Origin of the sequence: Enterobacter sp. E1 (genome assembly GCF_016809815.1) — a bacterium.
Classification (GTDB): Bacteria; Pseudomonadota; Gammaproteobacteria; order Enterobacterales; family Enterobacteriaceae; genus Enterobacter; species Enterobacter adelaidei.
Map to the genome: position 1 here is coordinate 62,843 of NZ_JAFBJM010000007.1, position 15,539 is coordinate 78,381.

A 15,539-nucleotide genomic window follows, 5' to 3' on the forward strand; every position below is an offset into this window, starting at 1 on the left:
CGTCGAGACGCCGGCCTTGTGCCGGCGTTTTGCTTTTTAAAGAACCGGGTTCTTAACGTGCCCTGATAAAACTGCCATCTGGCTGACGGGTAAACAGCACCTGCTGACCATTTCCCGTATCAATCGTTAGCCCGGTGACCACACCGCTGGCATTCTGACGAATCTGCACCATCTGACCATTTTGCAGGTTGCTGAGCGGCTTACCTGAACCCTCCACCTGCGCCATGGCATACACATCCGTTGGCGGCAGGTTATGGTCGCGGAACAGCTGCGCCAGGGTTTTGCCTGGTTCTACGCGATAAGAGCGCCACTGCTGCTGGATACCGGTGGGCTGCTGCGTCTGTGGCTCAGCAGCGGCCTGTTCCTGCGGCTGTTCATCCTGGACCGGTTCTGGCTCAACTGGCGCGACCTGACCCGGATCGTTAGACGGCGTGACCAGCTGCGTCTGCATGGGTTGTGCATCAGGCTGAGGCCGCGTCTGCGACTGAATGTCCAGCTGTGCATTGCGGGTGACGGGCGCGGTATTGACATCATCGCCGCCGGAAGGAAGCAGGAAGCCCACGATCACCATCAGCGCGCCGATGATGATCCCTCTGCGATGCAGGGGAGGCAGCGGGTCCATGATGCGAAAATTGTCCGGCGCCTGCCAGATTTTCGCCAGGGTAGGTTTCAGTTCAAATCGCCCGGGCATGGCTCTCCTCCTGCTCCGCGTATTTTTTATCCTGTGCTCCGAAGTATAGTTTGCTAACTGCCTGAACGACGTAGCAAACCCGACATCCGTGGCATCAGTTCGGGATTAATCCTGGTTATCTCTATTGTTTCTGTTTCGTCGCGGTTTGTCACCTTAACTTCAGACAAAGTTTTACCCATAAGGGCATGGCTGATATGCTGCCCGCTACTTTAAATGTGATGGAAGGAAATCCCATGACCACCCCGACTTTTGACACTATCGAAGCGCAGGCAAGTTACGGTATCGGCTTGCAGGTAGGACAGCAGCTGAGCGAATCCGGCCTGGAAGGTCTGTTACCTGAAGCGCTGGTGGCGGGTATCGCTGATGCGCTGGAAGGCAAACAGCCTGCCGTTCCGGTTGATGTTGTGCATCGTGCGCTGCGTGAAATCCACGAACGTGCTGACGCTGTACGTCGCGCACGTTTCGAAGAGATGGCAGCAGAAGGTGTTAAATTCCTGGAAGAGAACCGCGAGCGTGAAGGTGTGAACAGCACGGAGTCAGGCCTGCAGTTCCGCGTGATCAACCAGGGCGATGGCGCAATCCCGGCTCGCACTGACCACGTTCGTGTGCATTACACCGGTAAACTGATCGACGGTACTGTGTTCGACAGTTCTGTTGCGCGTGGCGAACCGGCTGAATTCCCGGTGAATGGTGTTATCGCGGGCTGGATCGAAGCGTTGACCCTGATGCCAGTCGGTTCCAAATGGGAACTGACTATCCCGCATAACCTGGCTTACGGCGAGCGTGGTGCTGGTGCATCCATCCCGCCATTCAGCACGCTGGTCTTTGAAGTCGAGCTGCTGGAAATTCTGTAATCGACTTTTCTTATTTCCTCTCCCCGATTGGGGAGGGGAAAATAGTGTTAAAACCTATAGTTACGATGTAATCAATATTTTATCTTGCAAACGAAACTGTTGCGTGTATTTTTGTGAGCTGTTTCGCGCTGTATGAGTGATATGACACTCACTTTCAACATATTATTAACATAATATCTAAATCATAGTATTCATCCCGCCGATTCTTACCTAATATCGATAAGCCCTTACAAAGGGATCGTCATTTTTTGACGTATTTAAAGGCCAGAAGAGCCTTAACAACACAGACAGGCATAAACAGGAAAATATCACATGGTAGATCAGGTCAAAGTCGTCGCCGACGAAGAGGCGTCGTCTGAACAGTCGCTACGGCGCAATCTCACAAACCGTCATATTCAGCTCATTGCCATTGGAGGAGCCATTGGTACCGGGCTGTTTATGGGGTCAGGCAAAACTATCAGTCTTGCCGGGCCGTCGATCATATTCGTTTATATGATTATCGGTTTTATGCTTTTCTTCGTGATGCGTGCAATGGGTGAATTGCTGCTCTCGAATCTCGAATACAAATCCTTCAGCGACTTTGCTTCTGACCTCCTCGGGCCATGGGCGGGCTATTTCACTGGCTGGACCTACTGGTTCTGCTGGGTCGTCACCGGTATGGCGGATGTTGTAGCGATTACGGCTTACGCGCAGTTCTGGTTCCCCGGCCTTTCTGACTGGGTGGCTTCGCTGGCGGTCATTGTTCTGCTGCTGAGCCTTAACCTCGCCACCGTTAAAATGTTCGGTGAGATGGAATTCTGGTTCGCGATGATCAAAATCGTGGCCATCGTAGGGCTCATCGTGGTGGGGCTGGTGATGGTTCTCACGCACTTCCAGTCGCCAACGGGCGTTCAGGCCTCGTTTACTCATCTGTGGAATGATGGCGGTTGGTTCCCGAAAGGCATTAGCGGCTTCTTTGCGGGCTTCCAGATTGCGGTATTTGCTTTCGTGGGCATTGAACTGGTGGGGACCACGGCTGCAGAGACCAAAGATCCTGAGAAATCTCTTCCGCGCGCCATTAACTCCATTCCGGTTCGTATCATCATGTTCTACGTTTTCGCGCTGGTCATCATTATGTCCGTGACGCCGTGGAGCTCTGTCGTGCCAACCAAGAGCCCGTTCGTTGAGCTGTTCGTCCTGGTGGGTCTGCCAGCGGCAGCGAGCCTGATTAACTTCGTGGTGCTGACCTCTGCGGCCTCTTCTGCCAACAGCGGCGTATTCTCCACCAGCCGTATGCTGTTTGGTCTGGCGCAGGAGGGCGTGGCGCCGAGCGCGTTCGCCAAGCTGTCTAAGCGGGCGGTACCGGCAAAAGGGCTGACATTCTCCTGCATGTGCCTGCTGGGTGGTGTGGTGATGCTCTACGTGAACCCAAGCGTGATTGGCGCGTTCACCATGATTACCACGGTCTCTGCGATCCTGTTTATGTTCGTCTGGACCATCATCCTCTGTTCATACCTGGTGTACCGCAAGCAGCGTCCACACCTGCATGAAAAATCGATCTACAAGATGCCACTGGGCAAGTTGATGTGCTGGGTGTGCATGGCGTTCTTCGTCTTCGTGCTGGTTCTGCTGACGCTGGAAGATGATACCCGTCAGGCACTGATCGTCACGCCGCTGTGGTTTATTGCGCTGGGGCTGGGTTGGGTGTTTATCGGTAAGAAACGTATGGCGGGCGTGCGTTAAGCATGTTGCCGGGTGGCGCTAGCGCTTACCCGACCTACGTTCCAGGACGTTGTAGGCCCGGTAAGCGCTAGCGCCACCGGGCTTTTTTATTCCCCGGATAATGCACGCGGGAACAGAACGTTATTCTCAAGACTGATGTGTTCCATCAGGTCGTCGATCGTTTCGTTAATGCCGTTGTACATCGCTTTCCAGGTGGTACAGGCTTCTGGCGGCGGTGTAACGTTGCCGGTAGTGTGTTTGATCACTTCCAGCAGTTCACCTGCTTCATCGTGTTCGCTTTCCATCACGCTGATAGGCCCCATTGCCTGACTGCCCATTCCCTGTTTGATCATCGGGAAGAGGATCTGCTCTTCTTTCATCATGTGGCTGGAAAGTTCTTCGTGCAGCATAGTCAGGTATTTTGCCAGGCCGCGCGGTACGGAAGGTTTGTCGGCATGTACGCGCTCGACTTTGGTTGCCTGCAGGATCAGTTCCGGCAGCTGTTCACGGTGACGGTCATGGTATCGTACGATGATATGGTCGATGATTTCAGCGAGCGGGGCAGTTCGCCAGTCTTTGTCGACGGGCTGCTCGGCCAGCAGCGCCAGCTCTGCTTCAATCACCTCAACATCCAGCTCTTTGCGCGAGGCTGCACGCGCCAGGGTTTGCTTACCGCCACAGCAGTAATCCATGTCGTATTTACGAAACAGCGCAGAAGCGCGAGGGATGGAGAGCGCCAGCTCGCCGAGGGGTTGGTCGCGATAGGCCATAGCAGTTACCTCGTTATCAATAATATAAGATGCATATTAAATGCATCTTTAAGCAAGCGCTATAACCCTTTAGAGGGAAGGGGGAAAATGAGATTCGGATCACAAAAAATCGCTCTTATTAACTCCCTGAATGGACTTAAGAAAGTGGTTTAGAAAGTTTTTAAAGGCGTAGAAACAGTAAACAACCCGCCGCGCCTGCCGATATATCCACGTCAAACAAACCTGCATATAAAAGGCAACGCATGTTTAAACGTATAAAAGTTATTACCCTTCTGATTTCGGTGCTGCTTGTACTCGGCATTATGCAACTGATCTCCGCTGGTATCTTTATCAACGCGCTGAACAACGATAAAGACAACTTCACCGTGTCGCAGCTTTCCAGCAAGAATGTGGCGGAATTCACCGATGCGTGGATCAGTCTGAACCAGGCCCGCGTCACCCTGAACCGTGGGATGTTGCGCCTGCAAAGCAGCATGGCCTCTCAAATTAACGGTGGTCAGCTCAATGAGCTGGTGACGACGGCTAAAAATCTGCTGACTGAAGCACAGGTTCATTATGATAAATACAATGCCTTGCCGAATACTCCTGGTCTTGATGAGAACCTGACGAATCGCCTGGAGGAGCAGTACCGCAATTATTCTGCGACGCTGGCACAAATGAACGTGTTGCTGAGCCAGGGTAATCTGGAAGATATGTTCAAGCAGAATGCCGAGCAAAAACAAAACGCGATGCAGACGGTTTATCGTGAATGGCGTGAAGCGCAGGCCGCGCTCAGTGATAAAGGCATCAGGGATAATGAAAGTGACTACAAACGCATCTTGTGGATCCTTTCTGCGGTGATGCTGCTGGTCATTGTGGTCATTATCTCCAGCTGGATCGCCATGCGCCGCGTGCTGTTGCTGCCGCTGGAAGAGATTATCAGCCATATCCGCGCCATTGCGGCAGGCGATTTAACCCAGCCGATTCAGGCTGACGGTAAGAACGAGATGGCGATCCTTGCGCACAACGTCCAGGAGATGCAAGCCTCACTGGCGAATACCGTGGGTGTCGTGCGTCAAGGCGCTGATACTATTTACACCGGGGCGGGCGAAATCTCTGCGGGCAGTAACGATCTCTCTTCCCGTACCGAGCAGCAGGCCGCTTCTCTGGAAGAAACGGCAGCCAGCATGGAACAGCTGACGGCAACCGTGAAACAGAACGCCGATAACGCGCGTCAGGCTTCTCGTCTGGCACTGGATGCTTCTTCAACCGCGAAGAAGGGCGGTCATGTGGTGGAAGGAGTGGTTCGCACCATGGATGAAATTGCTACCAGTTCCAGCAAAATTGCGCAAATTACTAACGTGATCGACGGAATTGCCTTCCAGACGAATATTCTGGCGCTGAACGCGGCGGTGGAAGCTGCCCGTGCAGGCGAGCAGGGACGTGGTTTTGCGGTGGTAGCCGGTGAAGTGCGTACCCTGGCACAGCGCAGCGCCCAGGCCGCGAAAGAGATCAAAGCGCTGATCGATGATTCCGGTGAGCGCGTGAATGCAGGTTCTCAGCTGGTGAATGAAGCGGGCGCGACGATGGCGGAAATTGTCAATGCAGTCACTCGCGTCACCGACATCATGGGCGAAATTGCCTCTGCGTCTGACGAACAGAGCCGTGGTATTGATCAGGTTGGCCAGGCCGTGGCAGAGATGGATCGCGTCACTCAGCAGAACGCCTCGCTGGTGGAGGAGTCTGCGGCAGCGGCAGCAGCGCTGGAAGATCAGGCAGCTCGCCTGAACGAAGCGGTGGCGGTATTTAAAATTATCCGCAACCAGACGGTCAAAGCGGCTCCGGTGAAAACCTATGCACCAAAGGCGCAGCCCGTAGCGGCTGCGTCTGAGGCCAACTGGGAAACGTTCTAACTCTCCGACGCCGGAACAACCATCGGTTTTTCCGGCTTCGCTCTTACCGCCATCACCACCCCGATGACCAGCAGCGCGATCCCGCAGGCCGTGAATAACGGCGGCACGCTCTGGCGCATCAGGAAGGTGTAAAGCAGCCCGGCCAGGGTTTCGAAAACAATCAGCGGCCCTAAGATCACCGTCGGCAGCTTCTGGCTGGCAATATTCCAGCACAGCGCGCCCACCCATGAGCACAGCACCGCAATCGCAACCATCAGGCCAATAAACACCCACGGTCTTGGCCCGAAGGGCTGGGTGAAGTCTGGCTGTTGATGGCCTAACCAGATGCACGCCCCGGCATATCCCACCAGTGAGACGGGCAGCGTCACTAGCGCCTGCGCCGTTGCCCACATCATCGGATGCTTGTCCGGGTTCTCCCGCAGCCAGCGTGCATTTCGCAGGGCATACCATGCCCAGCACGCCACGGAAATGAACGCCAGCATAATGCCAGAACCGTACCGCCACAGGTCAACATTCACCTGCCCATGACGCAGCTCGGCAATATTGACGCATACCAGCCCCACGGCGGTGCATCCCAGCGCTGGCACCATTTTTGACCACGCCAGTTTGCCATCGCGCTGGCTATAGAGCAGGTTAGCAAAGACGGGGATAACGACCGGCAGCGTGCCGATAATCATGGTAGACACTGGCGCCCCGGTACGCTGAATGGCGCTCGCGAGGCAAACGTAATAGATAAGATTGCCCATCATGGTCAGCGCCAGCGCGGTACCCCAGTCCTGACGGCTGAGCTGACGCAATCGCGCGCGTCCCAGCCACGCCAGAGGCAGGGCAATCAGCCCCAGCGCCAGGTAACGTCCGGTCGACTGCAGTATTGCCGGATATTCGGGCACGATCAGCGGGCCGACAAAGATTAACCCCCACATCATCCCTGCCAGCAGGGCATACAACACACCACTAATCATTTTTCCATCCACAGGTATTTTCTCTGTACTCAGTGTAGGAGGGGAAAAGGGGCGCGTATTGTATGAGATTGCGCTTTAACGTCGGGTGACCTGCTTCTGGTAGCGCACGGGGGTAATGCCGTAGCGGCGGGTAAACGCGCGGGTTAAATGTGACTGATCGGTCAGCCCGGTTGCGGCGGCGACTTCGGCTGCAGGCATACCGTGCGTGAGGAACGCTTTGGCCCGCCACAGGCGGATGGCCATCAACATCTGATGCGGGGTAACGTGAAAATGGGCTTTGAACTGGCGCAGAAAATGGTACGGGCTCAGCGAGACAACGTTGGCCAGTTCATCCAGCGTCAGGGCGTGCATATAGTTATCGTGCAGATATTCGCGTACCCGTTCGAAGCGGTGTGCGCCTTCGCGGATCAGCGGCGCGTGATGGGCGAGCGGCTGGAAAGTGTCAATGAGATCCAACAAAAGCCCTTTTTGAGCCAGCGGGTCGTCCGTATGCCACAGACCATAGATGAGCCTGCCGATTTGCTGTGAGCGTAGCGGGTCATACCGGGTGACATCGCTAAACCACCAGTGACGAAGGCCGGTCACCTCTTCCAGCAGATCGGGGTCGATATAGACCATCCGGTAACGCCAGCCATCTTCGGTGGCGGACTCGCCGGTGTGGATCTCGTCCGGATTCATGGTGACGACGGATTTTTCAGACGCGAGGTGTTGGGTACCGCGATAGCGAAAGCGTTCCGCACCGGTCTCGATGGTGCCGATGCCAAAGGCTTCGTGGGTGTGAGGCTCAAAGGCGTATTCAGAAATATGCGCGTGATAAAGTTCAAGGCCCGGCAGTTCCGCCAGATGGCGAAAGCGCGCACTGTCTCTCTCATCAATAAACTGTTCCGGTACGCCTTGCACGTTGAACCTCCTCATGGGTCATCTCTCCATTATCAAAGATGACCCGAGGGGATGCCACAAAAAATAACCAGTTCGTAACAATTACAGAATTGCGTTGACGCTGTCTGCCAGCGAAGTGGTTGGGTGACCGATCAGTTTGCTCAGGGTATGGCTGTCATCGAACAGGCCGCCTTTGGATGCGCCCACGTCAGAGTCCGCCAGCATATCCGCCAGCCCGGCCGGAAGACCAACCCCCTTCAATGCGGCGGCAAAGTCCGCTTCACTCAGGTTCTGATACGCCACGTTTTTGCCGCTTTGCTTGCTGAGTTCTGCAGCCAGATCGCTCAGTGTCCAGCTATTGTCACCCGCCAGTTCGTAAACTTTGCCTGCATGACCTTCTTCAGCGATGACTTTTGCTGCCGCAGCAGCGTAATCCGCACGTGTGGCTGAGGCAATTTTGCCGTCACCCGCAGCCCCTATAAACACGCCGTGCTCCAGGGCTGGTGGTGCACTCGCCAGATAGTTTTCGGTATACCAGCCGTTGCGCAGCAGGGCATAAGGAATGCCGGAGGCCGCCAGCGCTTTTTCAGTGGCAACGTGTTCAACGTGCAGGCCGAGCGGTGATTTATCTGCATGCAGCAGGCTGGTGTAGGCGATGAATTTCACGCCCGCCGCTTTAGCGGCGTTAATCACATTCTGGTGCTGAGTGGCGCGCTGGCCGACTTCGCTGGAGGAGATCAGCAGGAGTTTATCCACGCCGTTCAGCGCCGTGGTAAACGCTGCCTGGTCAGTATAATCCGCCTGACGCACGACAATACCTTGCTGGCTGAGTGCCCCGGCTTTTGCCGGATTACGCACAATGGCCACAATCTGGTTGGCCGGAACGGATTTTAAAAGTTGTTCGATAACAAGATGGCCAAGCTGGCCGGTAGCACCGGTAATTGCGATCATGATGAATCTCCTTCGTGTTTGTCTCGTGTTGTGGCACACTAACACCTTAACTAACTTTTAGTAAGTACGCACAAAAAGGTAAGTATGAAGACAACGATACCGACGCTCAGCGAACAAATGCGCGATGGCAATCTCTTCGCGGAACAGTGCCCCTCCCGGGAGGTACTCAAACATGTCACCAGCCGCTGGGGGGTACTGATTTTGGTCGCCCTGCGCCAGGGGAAGCATCGTTTCAGTGACCTGCGCCGGAAAATGGGCGGCGTGAGCGAGAAGATGCTGGCTCAGTCGCTTCAGGCGCTGGAGCAGGACGGGTTCGTTGATCGCGTTTCGTATCCTGTTGTGCCGCCGCACGTAGAGTATAGTCTGACGTCGTTAGGTATTGAGGTAAGTGAGAAAGTCGCCGCGCTGGCGGACTGGATTGAGGTGAATACGCCGAAGGTGATGGCGAATCGGGACGATCGGGCGGCCTGATGCCCTCACCCTCTCCCGGCCGGGAGAGGGAACAAACACTAATAACGGCAACGTGCGTTGCCGGTTTGTTTTTACCTGCTCAAATCCACCTGATAAATCGCGAACCCGATATCGTCCGTCGCTACCTTCTTCATCGGGTACTGCGCCTTATCCTTAATGAACGTTGCCGCCTTATCGGACGGTGATGTTTCAAAGCGGATGTCCAGCTTCGTATCGCTGTGAATCGGGGCCAGGCGCCAGTTGTTATCCACCGCCGGGTGAATTTCGCCTGCTTTTTTCGATTCTGCACTGATCCATGCGGCCAGTACTGAGCGGTTTTCATCCGGTGAGGCAAAGGCGATATGGCTGTCGCCTGTCCCGGCAAACTTACCGCCATAGGCGCGATAGTTATTGGTCACGACCAGGAACGTGGCATTCGGATCAATGGCTTTGCCATTGAAGGTCAGGTTTTTGATGCGCTCCGCCTGCGGGTTAATGGCCTGACATTCGCCGTCATATTTTGCAGGTTGGGTGACATCAATCTGATAATTTACGCCGTCGATCACGTCGAAGTTATAGGTGCGGAATCCGTCCCAGTTAATCAACGATTGCGGTTTACTGCTGTGTGGATCAATCTGGTTGAACTGCCCGGCGGAACACTCCAGCCACTCTTTCACCTCTTTGCCCGTCGCTTTAACCACCACCAGGGTGTTCGGGTAGAGATAGAGGTCGGCGGCGTTACGGAAGGTCAGCTTGCCTTTTTCGACTTCAACATAGCTGGCTGGGTCGTTCTTACGTCCACCCACTTTGAACGGTGCGGCGGCAGACAGCACCGGCAATTTTGCCAGATCCGGATCCCCTTGAACGAAGTGCTCGGCGTAGGCTTTCTGCGCCATGTTGACGACCTGGACGGTCGGATCGTCCTGCACCAGCGCCAGGAAGCTGTACATATTGTCAGCGGATTTACCGATCGGCTTACTGACGAATTCGCGCGTGGCGTCGTGATCGTGCTTCAGCACGTTGACCAGTTTTTTATCTTCAGCGGCCAGCGATTTTTTGGCGGCAGCATCATAAATGGGGCGCGCTTCGGCTTTCGACTGGGTAACCTTCCAGCTGCCGCTGTCATTATTCAGCACCAGATCGACGACGCCGAGGTGGTCACCCCACATCCCGGGCATAACCGACGGTACGCCGTTGAGCGTCCCTTTTTCGATGTCAGCCCCTTTGATGCTGGCAAAGTCTTTACCGGGGAAGACCGCGTGAGCGTGGCCGAAGAGGATCGCGTCGACACCCGGCACTTCACTCAGGTAGTAAACCGAGTTCTCCGCCATCGCCTGGTATGGATCGGCTGAAAGACCTGAGTGAGCAACAACGACCACTAAATCGGCCCCTTTCTCGCGCATCTCCGGCACGTAGTGGCGCGCGGTCTCGGTGATGTCATTAACGGTCACTTTACCGCTGAGGTTTGCCTTATCCCACGTCATGATTTGCGGCGGTACAAAGCCGATATAGCCGATTTTCAGCGTCTGTTTTTTACCGTCCTTGTCGACAACCTCGGTCTCCTTAATCAGGTAAGGGGTAAACAGTGGCTTTTGGGTCTTAACGTCGATGATATTGGCATTAACATACGGGAATTTGGCCCCTGCCAGTGCATCATGCAGGTATTTCAACCCGTAGTTAAATTCGTGGTTTCCCAGGTTGCCGACGGTATAGTCCAGCGTGTTCATCGCTTTATAAACAGGATGGATCTCGCCTTTTTTCAGTCCCTTTGCTGCCATGTAATCGCCAAGCGGACTCCCCTGAATGAGATCGCCATTGTCGACCAGTACGCTGTTTTTTACTTCTTCGCGGGCGGCGTTAATCAAACTGGCCGTGCGTACCAGTCCGAATTTTTCCGTAGGGGTATCTTTGTAGTAATCGAAGTCCATCATGTTGCTGTGCAGATCTGTCGTTTCCAGAATACGCAGATCGACTGTCGCTGCCTGCACGCTTGCTGCAATCAGCGTCGCCAGGAGCGTTGCGCTAAACTTAATCATCAGAGGAGTCCTTTTTTCGATCCAGGCCACAAAAGAGTATGTATCTATAGCTTGTTGCTTACAGAAATGTGAATCCTGACAGAAAAATGTGTGCTGAAACCGGAATTACTTCACAGATAGCGGAATTGTTCACATTACGATATAACTAAAACAAAGAGTTAACCTCACTGCGTTAACAAAGAGGTGGAGAATGTTAGATAAAATTTGTCAGCTCGCACGGGATGCGGGGGACGCCATCATGCAGGTGTATGACGGTGTAAAACCCATGGAGGTCGTCAGTAAAGCAGACGACTCTCCGGTCACGGCAGCAGATATCGCGGCGCATAAGGTGATCCTGCAAGGATTGCAGGCCTTAACGCCGGAGATCCCTGTATTGTCAGAAGAGGCACCACAGAGCTGGGATGAACGTCAACACTGGCAACGTTACTGGCTTGTCGATCCGCTGGACGGAACTAAAGAGTTCATCAAGCGTAACGGTGAATTCACCGTCAATATCGCCCTGATTGAGAAGGGCAAAGCGGTGCTGGGTGTGGTCTATGCGCCGGTAATGAAAGTGATGTACAGCGCCGCAGAAGGGAAGGCCTGGAAGGAGGAGTGCGGTGTGCGCAAGCAGATTCAGGTTCGCGATGCGCGCCCGCCGCTGGTGGTGATTAGTCGCTCTCACAGCGACAGCGAATTGCAGGAGTATCTGCAACAGTTGGGTGAACACCAGACCACCTCAATTGGCTCATCGCTGAAATTCTGCCTGGTGGCGGAAGGTCATGCGCAACTGTACCCTCGCTTTGGGCCAACCAACGTTTGGGATACTGCCGCCGGACATGCCGTTGCTGCGGCAGCCGGGGCGCATGTTCATGACTGGCAGGGAAAGACGCTGGACTACACCCCACGCGAATCCTTCCTCAACCCCGGCTTCCGCGTCACGATTTATTGAGCCAGTAGCTTGTGCAGCAGGGCAACCACCTGCTGCACCTCTTCCTGGGTTAACGCCCCGTCTTTCACCCACTGTACCCGGCCGTCTTTATCCAGCACGATAATGGCGGAGCTCTCTTCTTCCAGCTGCCAGGCCTGACGCGTCACGCCGTTACTGTCGACGATAAACTGCGACCACGGGTAGAGCTTTTTATTGCTCTCAAGGCTTGAACGCACAAACATACCGGAGCCAGGAATGGCGTCATCGGTATTCACAATCGTGGTGGTCTGATAGCGGTCATGGGGGAATTTTGCCGCCTTGATCGCTTCCACCAGGTTGGCATTTTTCTCTTTTGCGGATGTACGACCGGCAATATGTTGTACAACTCTCACTTTGCCTGCGAGCTGCGCGCTATTCCAGGGTTTGTAGCTAAACTTATCATTGTCGAGAATCAATTCTCCCCGGTCAGCAATACCGACTGGCGGTACACGTTGTCCTTTTTCAATGTTGTGAGCGCAAGCCCACAGGGGCAGCAGCAGGCAGGCTGCTGCAAGGATATTACGTAGGGTCATGGCGTTTCCTTATTGTTTGCAGGTGATCCGACCACTTGGTCTTACGCTTTTAATCATAAGTGCGATCAATGTGGTTTTCCCGCAATCCCGATGCCAGTTTGCGGGTGAACGCACATATCCATGAAAAAACGACGGCTTATACTGCCCTGAGTCACGGTTTGCAAAGATTATTCTGAATAATTGTAATCAAACGGTAAATAAACTTATGCATACTGGGTATCAAGGTTGTTCTGGTCTATAGTCAATGGGCATTAAAATTTGCGCTCAGGACAGTCGGGCCGATTGTGGCGCCGCAAGAGCGTATGATTCGCAGGAGATACAAGAATGAAAATTTTCCAACGCTACAACCCGCTTCAGGTGGCGAAGTACGTGAAGATCCTGTTCCGTGGACGGTTGTATATCAAGGATGTTGGCGCTTTTGAGTTTGATAAGGGCAAGATCCTCGTCCCAAAAGTGAAGGATAAGCAGCACTTGTCTGTGATGTCCGAAGTCAACCGTCAGGTTTTGCGTCTGCAAACTGAGATGGCTTAACCAGCGTGCTATGCAGTAGTTAAAAAAACGGCTCCCGATGGGAGCCGTTGATGTTTGTGGGGGCAGGAATTTTACGCTGACACCTTCTCTTCCACATCCGGCAGCTTCGGTACCAGCACGGTCGGTTTATTGTCGATACGCGTCACCAGCAGCTGGTCGATGCGGTAGTTATCAATATCCACCACCTCAAACTTGTAGCCAGAGAACTTCACGGAGTCGGTACGTTTCGGGATTTTGCGCAGCATAAACATCATAAAGCCGCCGATGGTCTCGTAGTTACCGGACTGAGGGAACTCGTCAATATCCAGCACGCGCATCACGTCTTCAATCGGTGTGCCGCCATCAATCAGCCATGAATTATCGTCACGCTGAACAATCTGCTCTTCCAGGCCCTGGCCAACCAGGTCACCCATCAGAGTAGTCATCACGTCGTTCAGGGTGATAATACCTACCACCAGCGCGTATTCGTTCATGATCACCGCGAAGTCTTCCCCGGCGGTTTTGAAACTTTCCAGCGCTTCTGAAAGGGTCAGGGTGTCCGGCACAATTAGGGTATTGCGGATTTGCACGCCGCTGGTGAGCGCCAGGCTCTGGTTTGCCAGCACGCGGTTGAGCAGATCTTTGGAATCGACATAACCGATGATGTGGTCGATATCTTCATTACAGACGAGGAACTTGGAGTGAGGATGCTCCGCCACTTTGTTCTTCAGACTCTGCTCATCTTCATGTAAATCGAACCAGATAATGCTTTCACGACCCGTCATGGAAGACGGCACGGTGCGGGATTCCAGTTCAAATACGTTCTCGATCAGCTCGTGTTCCTGCTTACGCAGCACCCCGGCCAGCGCACCCGCTTCCACAACGGCGTAGATATCGTCTGAGGTGATGTCATCTTTGCGCACCATTGGCAGCTTAAAGATGCGGAAAATCACGTTCGCCAGACCGTTGAAGAACCATACCAGCGGGCGGAAAACAAACAGGCAGAAGCGCATCGGGTTGATGATACGCAAAGCCACAGCTTCTGGCGCAATCATACCGATGCGTTTCGGGGTCAGATCAGCGAAGAGGATGAACAGGCCTGTCACCAGCGAGAAGGAGAGAATAAAGCTCAACTGCTCGGCGAGTTCGGCGGACATGTACTGAATAAAGAGGCTATAAAACGCCGGCGAGAATGCCGCATCGCCCACGATACCACCCAGAATCGCGACTGCGTTCAGGCCAATCTGCACCACGGTGAAGAACGTACCGGGGTTTTCCTGCATCTTCAGAATGCGTGAGGCGTTGATGTTGCCTTCATCGGCAAGCAGTTTGAGTTTGATTTTACGGGACGCGGCCAGCGAGATCTCAGATATCGAGAAAAATGCACTGACGGCAATAAGACAAAGTATTACTAAAATACTGTTTAACATAGTTTATCCGGCTTCTCGCCAGATCCTCGGAAGGGAAGTTGATACCATTTGTGTGAAAACACGTAGAACGTCAGCTCGTAGCGTTGAGCTGATTATTTCAGCGGGTAGTATAGCGTAAAGGAGTGTAAACCTGCCAGAGGTCACGTTTTGGCAGAAAAAGTGATGATTTTCAAACCCGGCGAAATCCATTTCTGCCAGATTCAAGCGGCTATTCTGCTTGCGGCGGCAGGCAGACGCCAATGCCACCAATGCCACAGTAGCCGTACGGGTTTTTATGCAGATACTGCTGGTGATCGTCTTCGGCATAGTAGAACGGTTTCGCGGTGGTGATTTCCGTCGTCACCTCGCGCGTATCACCAGCGTCACGCATGGCTTTCTGGAAGCGCTCAAGGCTGGTGCGCGCGGCGGCATCCTGCTCCGGTGTGAGCGGATAAATGGCCGAACGATATTGTGTGCCGTGGTCGTTACCCTGACGCATGCCCTGCGCCGGGTCGTGGTTTTCCCAGAACACCTGCAGAAGCTGCTCGTAGCTAATCACCGCAGGGTCATACACCACACGAACGGCTTCCGCATGGCCGGTTTCGCCAGAGCATACTTCGCGGTAGGTTGGATTTGGCGTGTAACCGCCAGTATAACCGGCTGCCGTGCTGTAAACGCCGGGCAGTTGCCAGAACAGGCGTTCCACACCCCAGAAACAACCCATCGCAAACAGGGCGATTTCCATTCCATCAGGAACGTTGGTCATTGAATGGTTGTTTACGGCGTGTAAGGTCGCCACAGGCATAGGCGTGTTGCGTCCCGGTAATGCATCAGCTTGTGAAACAAGATGCGTTTTGTCGAATAAACTCACGATGGGGTCTCCCGGGGGCCGATGTTTCGGTTAAGGTTGTCACGAAGCGTTTAATTGAACACAATAAATGCGCTAAATGAG

The 15,539-nt window shown here is 54.0% G+C and carries 15 protein-coding genes; 6 read left to right on the top strand and 9 right to left on the bottom strand.

Annotated features, from left to right (window positions below; genetic code table 11):
- Positions 1-52: 52 nt before the first annotated feature.
- Complete coding sequence (locus JGF26_RS17150; protein ID WP_032666753.1) at positions 53-691, bottom strand: OapA family protein; 639 nt, start codon at positions 689-691, stop codon at positions 53-55.
- A 233-nt stretch (positions 692-924) separates the two neighbouring features.
- Between JGF26_RS17150 and fklB the strand changes: the two genes are divergently transcribed.
- Positions 925-1,545 (top strand): FKBP-type peptidyl-prolyl cis-trans isomerase, encoded by a 621-nt coding sequence (gene fklB / locus JGF26_RS17155; RefSeq protein ID WP_028016460.1) that lies wholly within the window; start codon positions 925-927, stop codon positions 1,543-1,545.
- 312 nt (positions 1,546-1,857) lie between these two features.
- Positions 1,858-3,267 carry a D-serine/D-alanine/glycine transporter gene (gene cycA / locus JGF26_RS17160; protein WP_024907315.1) on the top strand — a complete coding sequence of 470 codons (1,410 nt, stop codon included), beginning with the start codon at positions 1,858-1,860 and terminating at the stop codon, positions 3,265-3,267.
- A gap of 86 nt (positions 3,268-3,353) precedes the next feature.
- On the opposite strand, the gene ytfE is transcribed toward cycA, so the two are convergent.
- Complete coding sequence (ytfE, locus tag JGF26_RS17165; protein ID WP_028016462.1) at positions 3,354-4,016, bottom strand: iron-sulfur cluster repair protein YtfE; 663 nt, start codon at positions 4,014-4,016, stop codon at positions 3,354-3,356.
- A 242-nt stretch (positions 4,017-4,258) separates the two neighbouring features.
- On the opposite strand from ytfE, the gene JGF26_RS17170 reads away from it, so the two are divergent.
- On the top strand, positions 4,259-5,908 hold the full coding sequence (locus tag JGF26_RS17170) for a methyl-accepting chemotaxis protein (RefSeq protein WP_028016463.1): 1,650 nt from the start codon (positions 4,259-4,261) through the stop codon (positions 5,906-5,908).
- Here the strand turns inward: JGF26_RS17170 and JGF26_RS17175 are convergent.
- From JGF26_RS17175 to JGF26_RS17185, 3 genes are all read right to left on the bottom strand, one after another.
- Positions 5,905-6,870 carry a DMT family transporter gene (locus JGF26_RS17175; RefSeq protein ID WP_028016464.1) on the bottom strand — a complete coding sequence of 322 codons (966 nt, stop codon included), beginning with the start codon at positions 6,868-6,870 and terminating at the stop codon, positions 5,905-5,907. The genes JGF26_RS17170 and JGF26_RS17175 overlap by 4 nt on opposite strands.
- 75 nt (positions 6,871-6,945) lie before the next feature.
- Complete coding sequence (locus JGF26_RS17180; protein WP_108089452.1) at positions 6,946-7,770, bottom strand: AraC family transcriptional regulator; 825 nt, start codon at positions 7,768-7,770, stop codon at positions 6,946-6,948.
- 81 nt (positions 7,771-7,851) lie between these two features.
- Positions 7,852-8,700 (bottom strand): SDR family oxidoreductase, encoded by an 849-nt coding sequence (locus JGF26_RS17185; protein WP_108089453.1) that lies wholly within the window; start codon positions 8,698-8,700, stop codon positions 7,852-7,854.
- 84 nt (positions 8,701-8,784) lie between these two features.
- Here JGF26_RS17185 and JGF26_RS17190 point away from each other — a divergent pair, with 84 nt between their 5' ends.
- Positions 8,785-9,171 (top strand): helix-turn-helix domain-containing protein, encoded by a 387-nt coding sequence (locus JGF26_RS17190; protein WP_134708442.1) that lies wholly within the window; start codon positions 8,785-8,787, stop codon positions 9,169-9,171.
- 71 nt (positions 9,172-9,242) lie between these two features.
- Here JGF26_RS17190 and JGF26_RS17195 read toward each other — a convergent pair whose 3' ends face one another.
- Entirely contained in the window at positions 9,243-11,186 is a 1,944-nt protein-coding gene (locus tag JGF26_RS17195) for a bifunctional 2',3'-cyclic-nucleotide 2'-phosphodiesterase/3'-nucleotidase (RefSeq protein WP_049005173.1), read from the bottom strand.
- A gap of 190 nt (positions 11,187-11,376) precedes the next feature.
- On the opposite strand from JGF26_RS17195, the gene cysQ reads away from it, so the two are divergent.
- Entirely contained in the window at positions 11,377-12,117 is a 741-nt protein-coding gene (gene cysQ, locus JGF26_RS17200; RefSeq protein ID WP_028016469.1) for a 3'(2'),5'-bisphosphate nucleotidase CysQ, read from the top strand.
- Here the strand turns inward: cysQ and JGF26_RS17205 are convergent.
- On the bottom strand, positions 12,111-12,668 hold the full coding sequence (locus tag JGF26_RS17205; RefSeq protein WP_028016470.1) for a YtfJ family protein: 558 nt from the start codon (positions 12,666-12,668) through the stop codon (positions 12,111-12,113). The genes cysQ and JGF26_RS17205 overlap by 7 nt on opposite strands.
- Before the next feature lie 324 nt (positions 12,669-12,992).
- Between JGF26_RS17205 and JGF26_RS17210 the strand changes: the two genes are divergently transcribed.
- Positions 12,993-13,199: a DUF1107 domain-containing protein gene (locus tag JGF26_RS17210; protein ID WP_028016471.1), complete on the top strand. Its 207-nt coding sequence runs from the start codon at positions 12,993-12,995 to the stop codon at positions 13,197-13,199.
- 71 nt (positions 13,200-13,270) lie between these two features.
- Here JGF26_RS17210 and JGF26_RS17215 read toward each other — a convergent pair whose 3' ends face one another.
- Positions 13,271-14,608, bottom strand: a complete 1,338-nt coding sequence (locus JGF26_RS17215; protein ID WP_028016472.1) for a hemolysin family protein — start codon at positions 14,606-14,608, stop codon at positions 13,271-13,273.
- 208 nt (positions 14,609-14,816) lie between these two features.
- On the bottom strand, positions 14,817-15,458 hold the full coding sequence (msrA, locus tag JGF26_RS17220) for a peptide-methionine (S)-S-oxide reductase MsrA (RefSeq protein ID WP_134708443.1): 642 nt from the start codon (positions 15,456-15,458) through the stop codon (positions 14,817-14,819).
- Between the last annotated feature and the right edge of the window lie 81 nt (positions 15,459-15,539).

Coding starts and splice junctions, on each gene's coding strand:
- JGF26_RS17170 (WP_028016463.1), top strand. CDS start 4,259: ATGTTTAAACGTATAAAAGTTATTACCCTTCTGATTTCGGTGCTGCTT.
- fklB (WP_028016460.1), top strand. CDS start 925: ATGACCACCCCGACTTTTGACACTATCGAAGCGCAGGCAAGTTACGGT.
- JGF26_RS17150 (WP_032666753.1), bottom strand. CDS start 691: ATGCCCGGGCGATTTGAACTGAAACCTACCCTGGCGAAAATCTGGCAG.
- cysQ (WP_028016469.1), top strand. CDS start 11,377: ATGTTAGATAAAATTTGTCAGCTCGCACGGGATGCGGGGGACGCCATC.
- JGF26_RS17175 (WP_028016464.1), bottom strand. CDS start 6,870: ATGATTAGTGGTGTGTTGTATGCCCTGCTGGCAGGGATGATGTGGGGG.
- JGF26_RS17190 (WP_134708442.1), top strand. CDS start 8,785: ATGAAGACAACGATACCGACGCTCAGCGAACAAATGCGCGATGGCAAT.
- JGF26_RS17205 (WP_028016470.1), bottom strand. CDS start 12,668: ATGACCCTACGTAATATCCTTGCAGCAGCCTGCCTGCTGCTGCCCCTG.
- JGF26_RS17215 (WP_028016472.1), bottom strand. CDS start 14,608: ATGTTAAACAGTATTTTAGTAATACTTTGTCTTATTGCCGTCAGTGCA.
- JGF26_RS17195 (WP_049005173.1), bottom strand. CDS start 11,186: ATGATTAAGTTTAGCGCAACGCTCCTGGCGACGCTGATTGCAGCAAGC.
- JGF26_RS17185 (WP_108089453.1), bottom strand. CDS start 8,700: ATGATCGCAATTACCGGTGCTACCGGCCAGCTTGGCCATCTTGTTATC.
- cycA (WP_024907315.1), top strand. CDS start 1,858: ATGGTAGATCAGGTCAAAGTCGTCGCCGACGAAGAGGCGTCGTCTGAA.
- ytfE (WP_028016462.1), bottom strand. CDS start 4,016: ATGGCCTATCGCGACCAACCCCTCGGCGAGCTGGCGCTCTCCATCCCT.
- JGF26_RS17210 (WP_028016471.1), top strand. CDS start 12,993: ATGAAAATTTTCCAACGCTACAACCCGCTTCAGGTGGCGAAGTACGTG.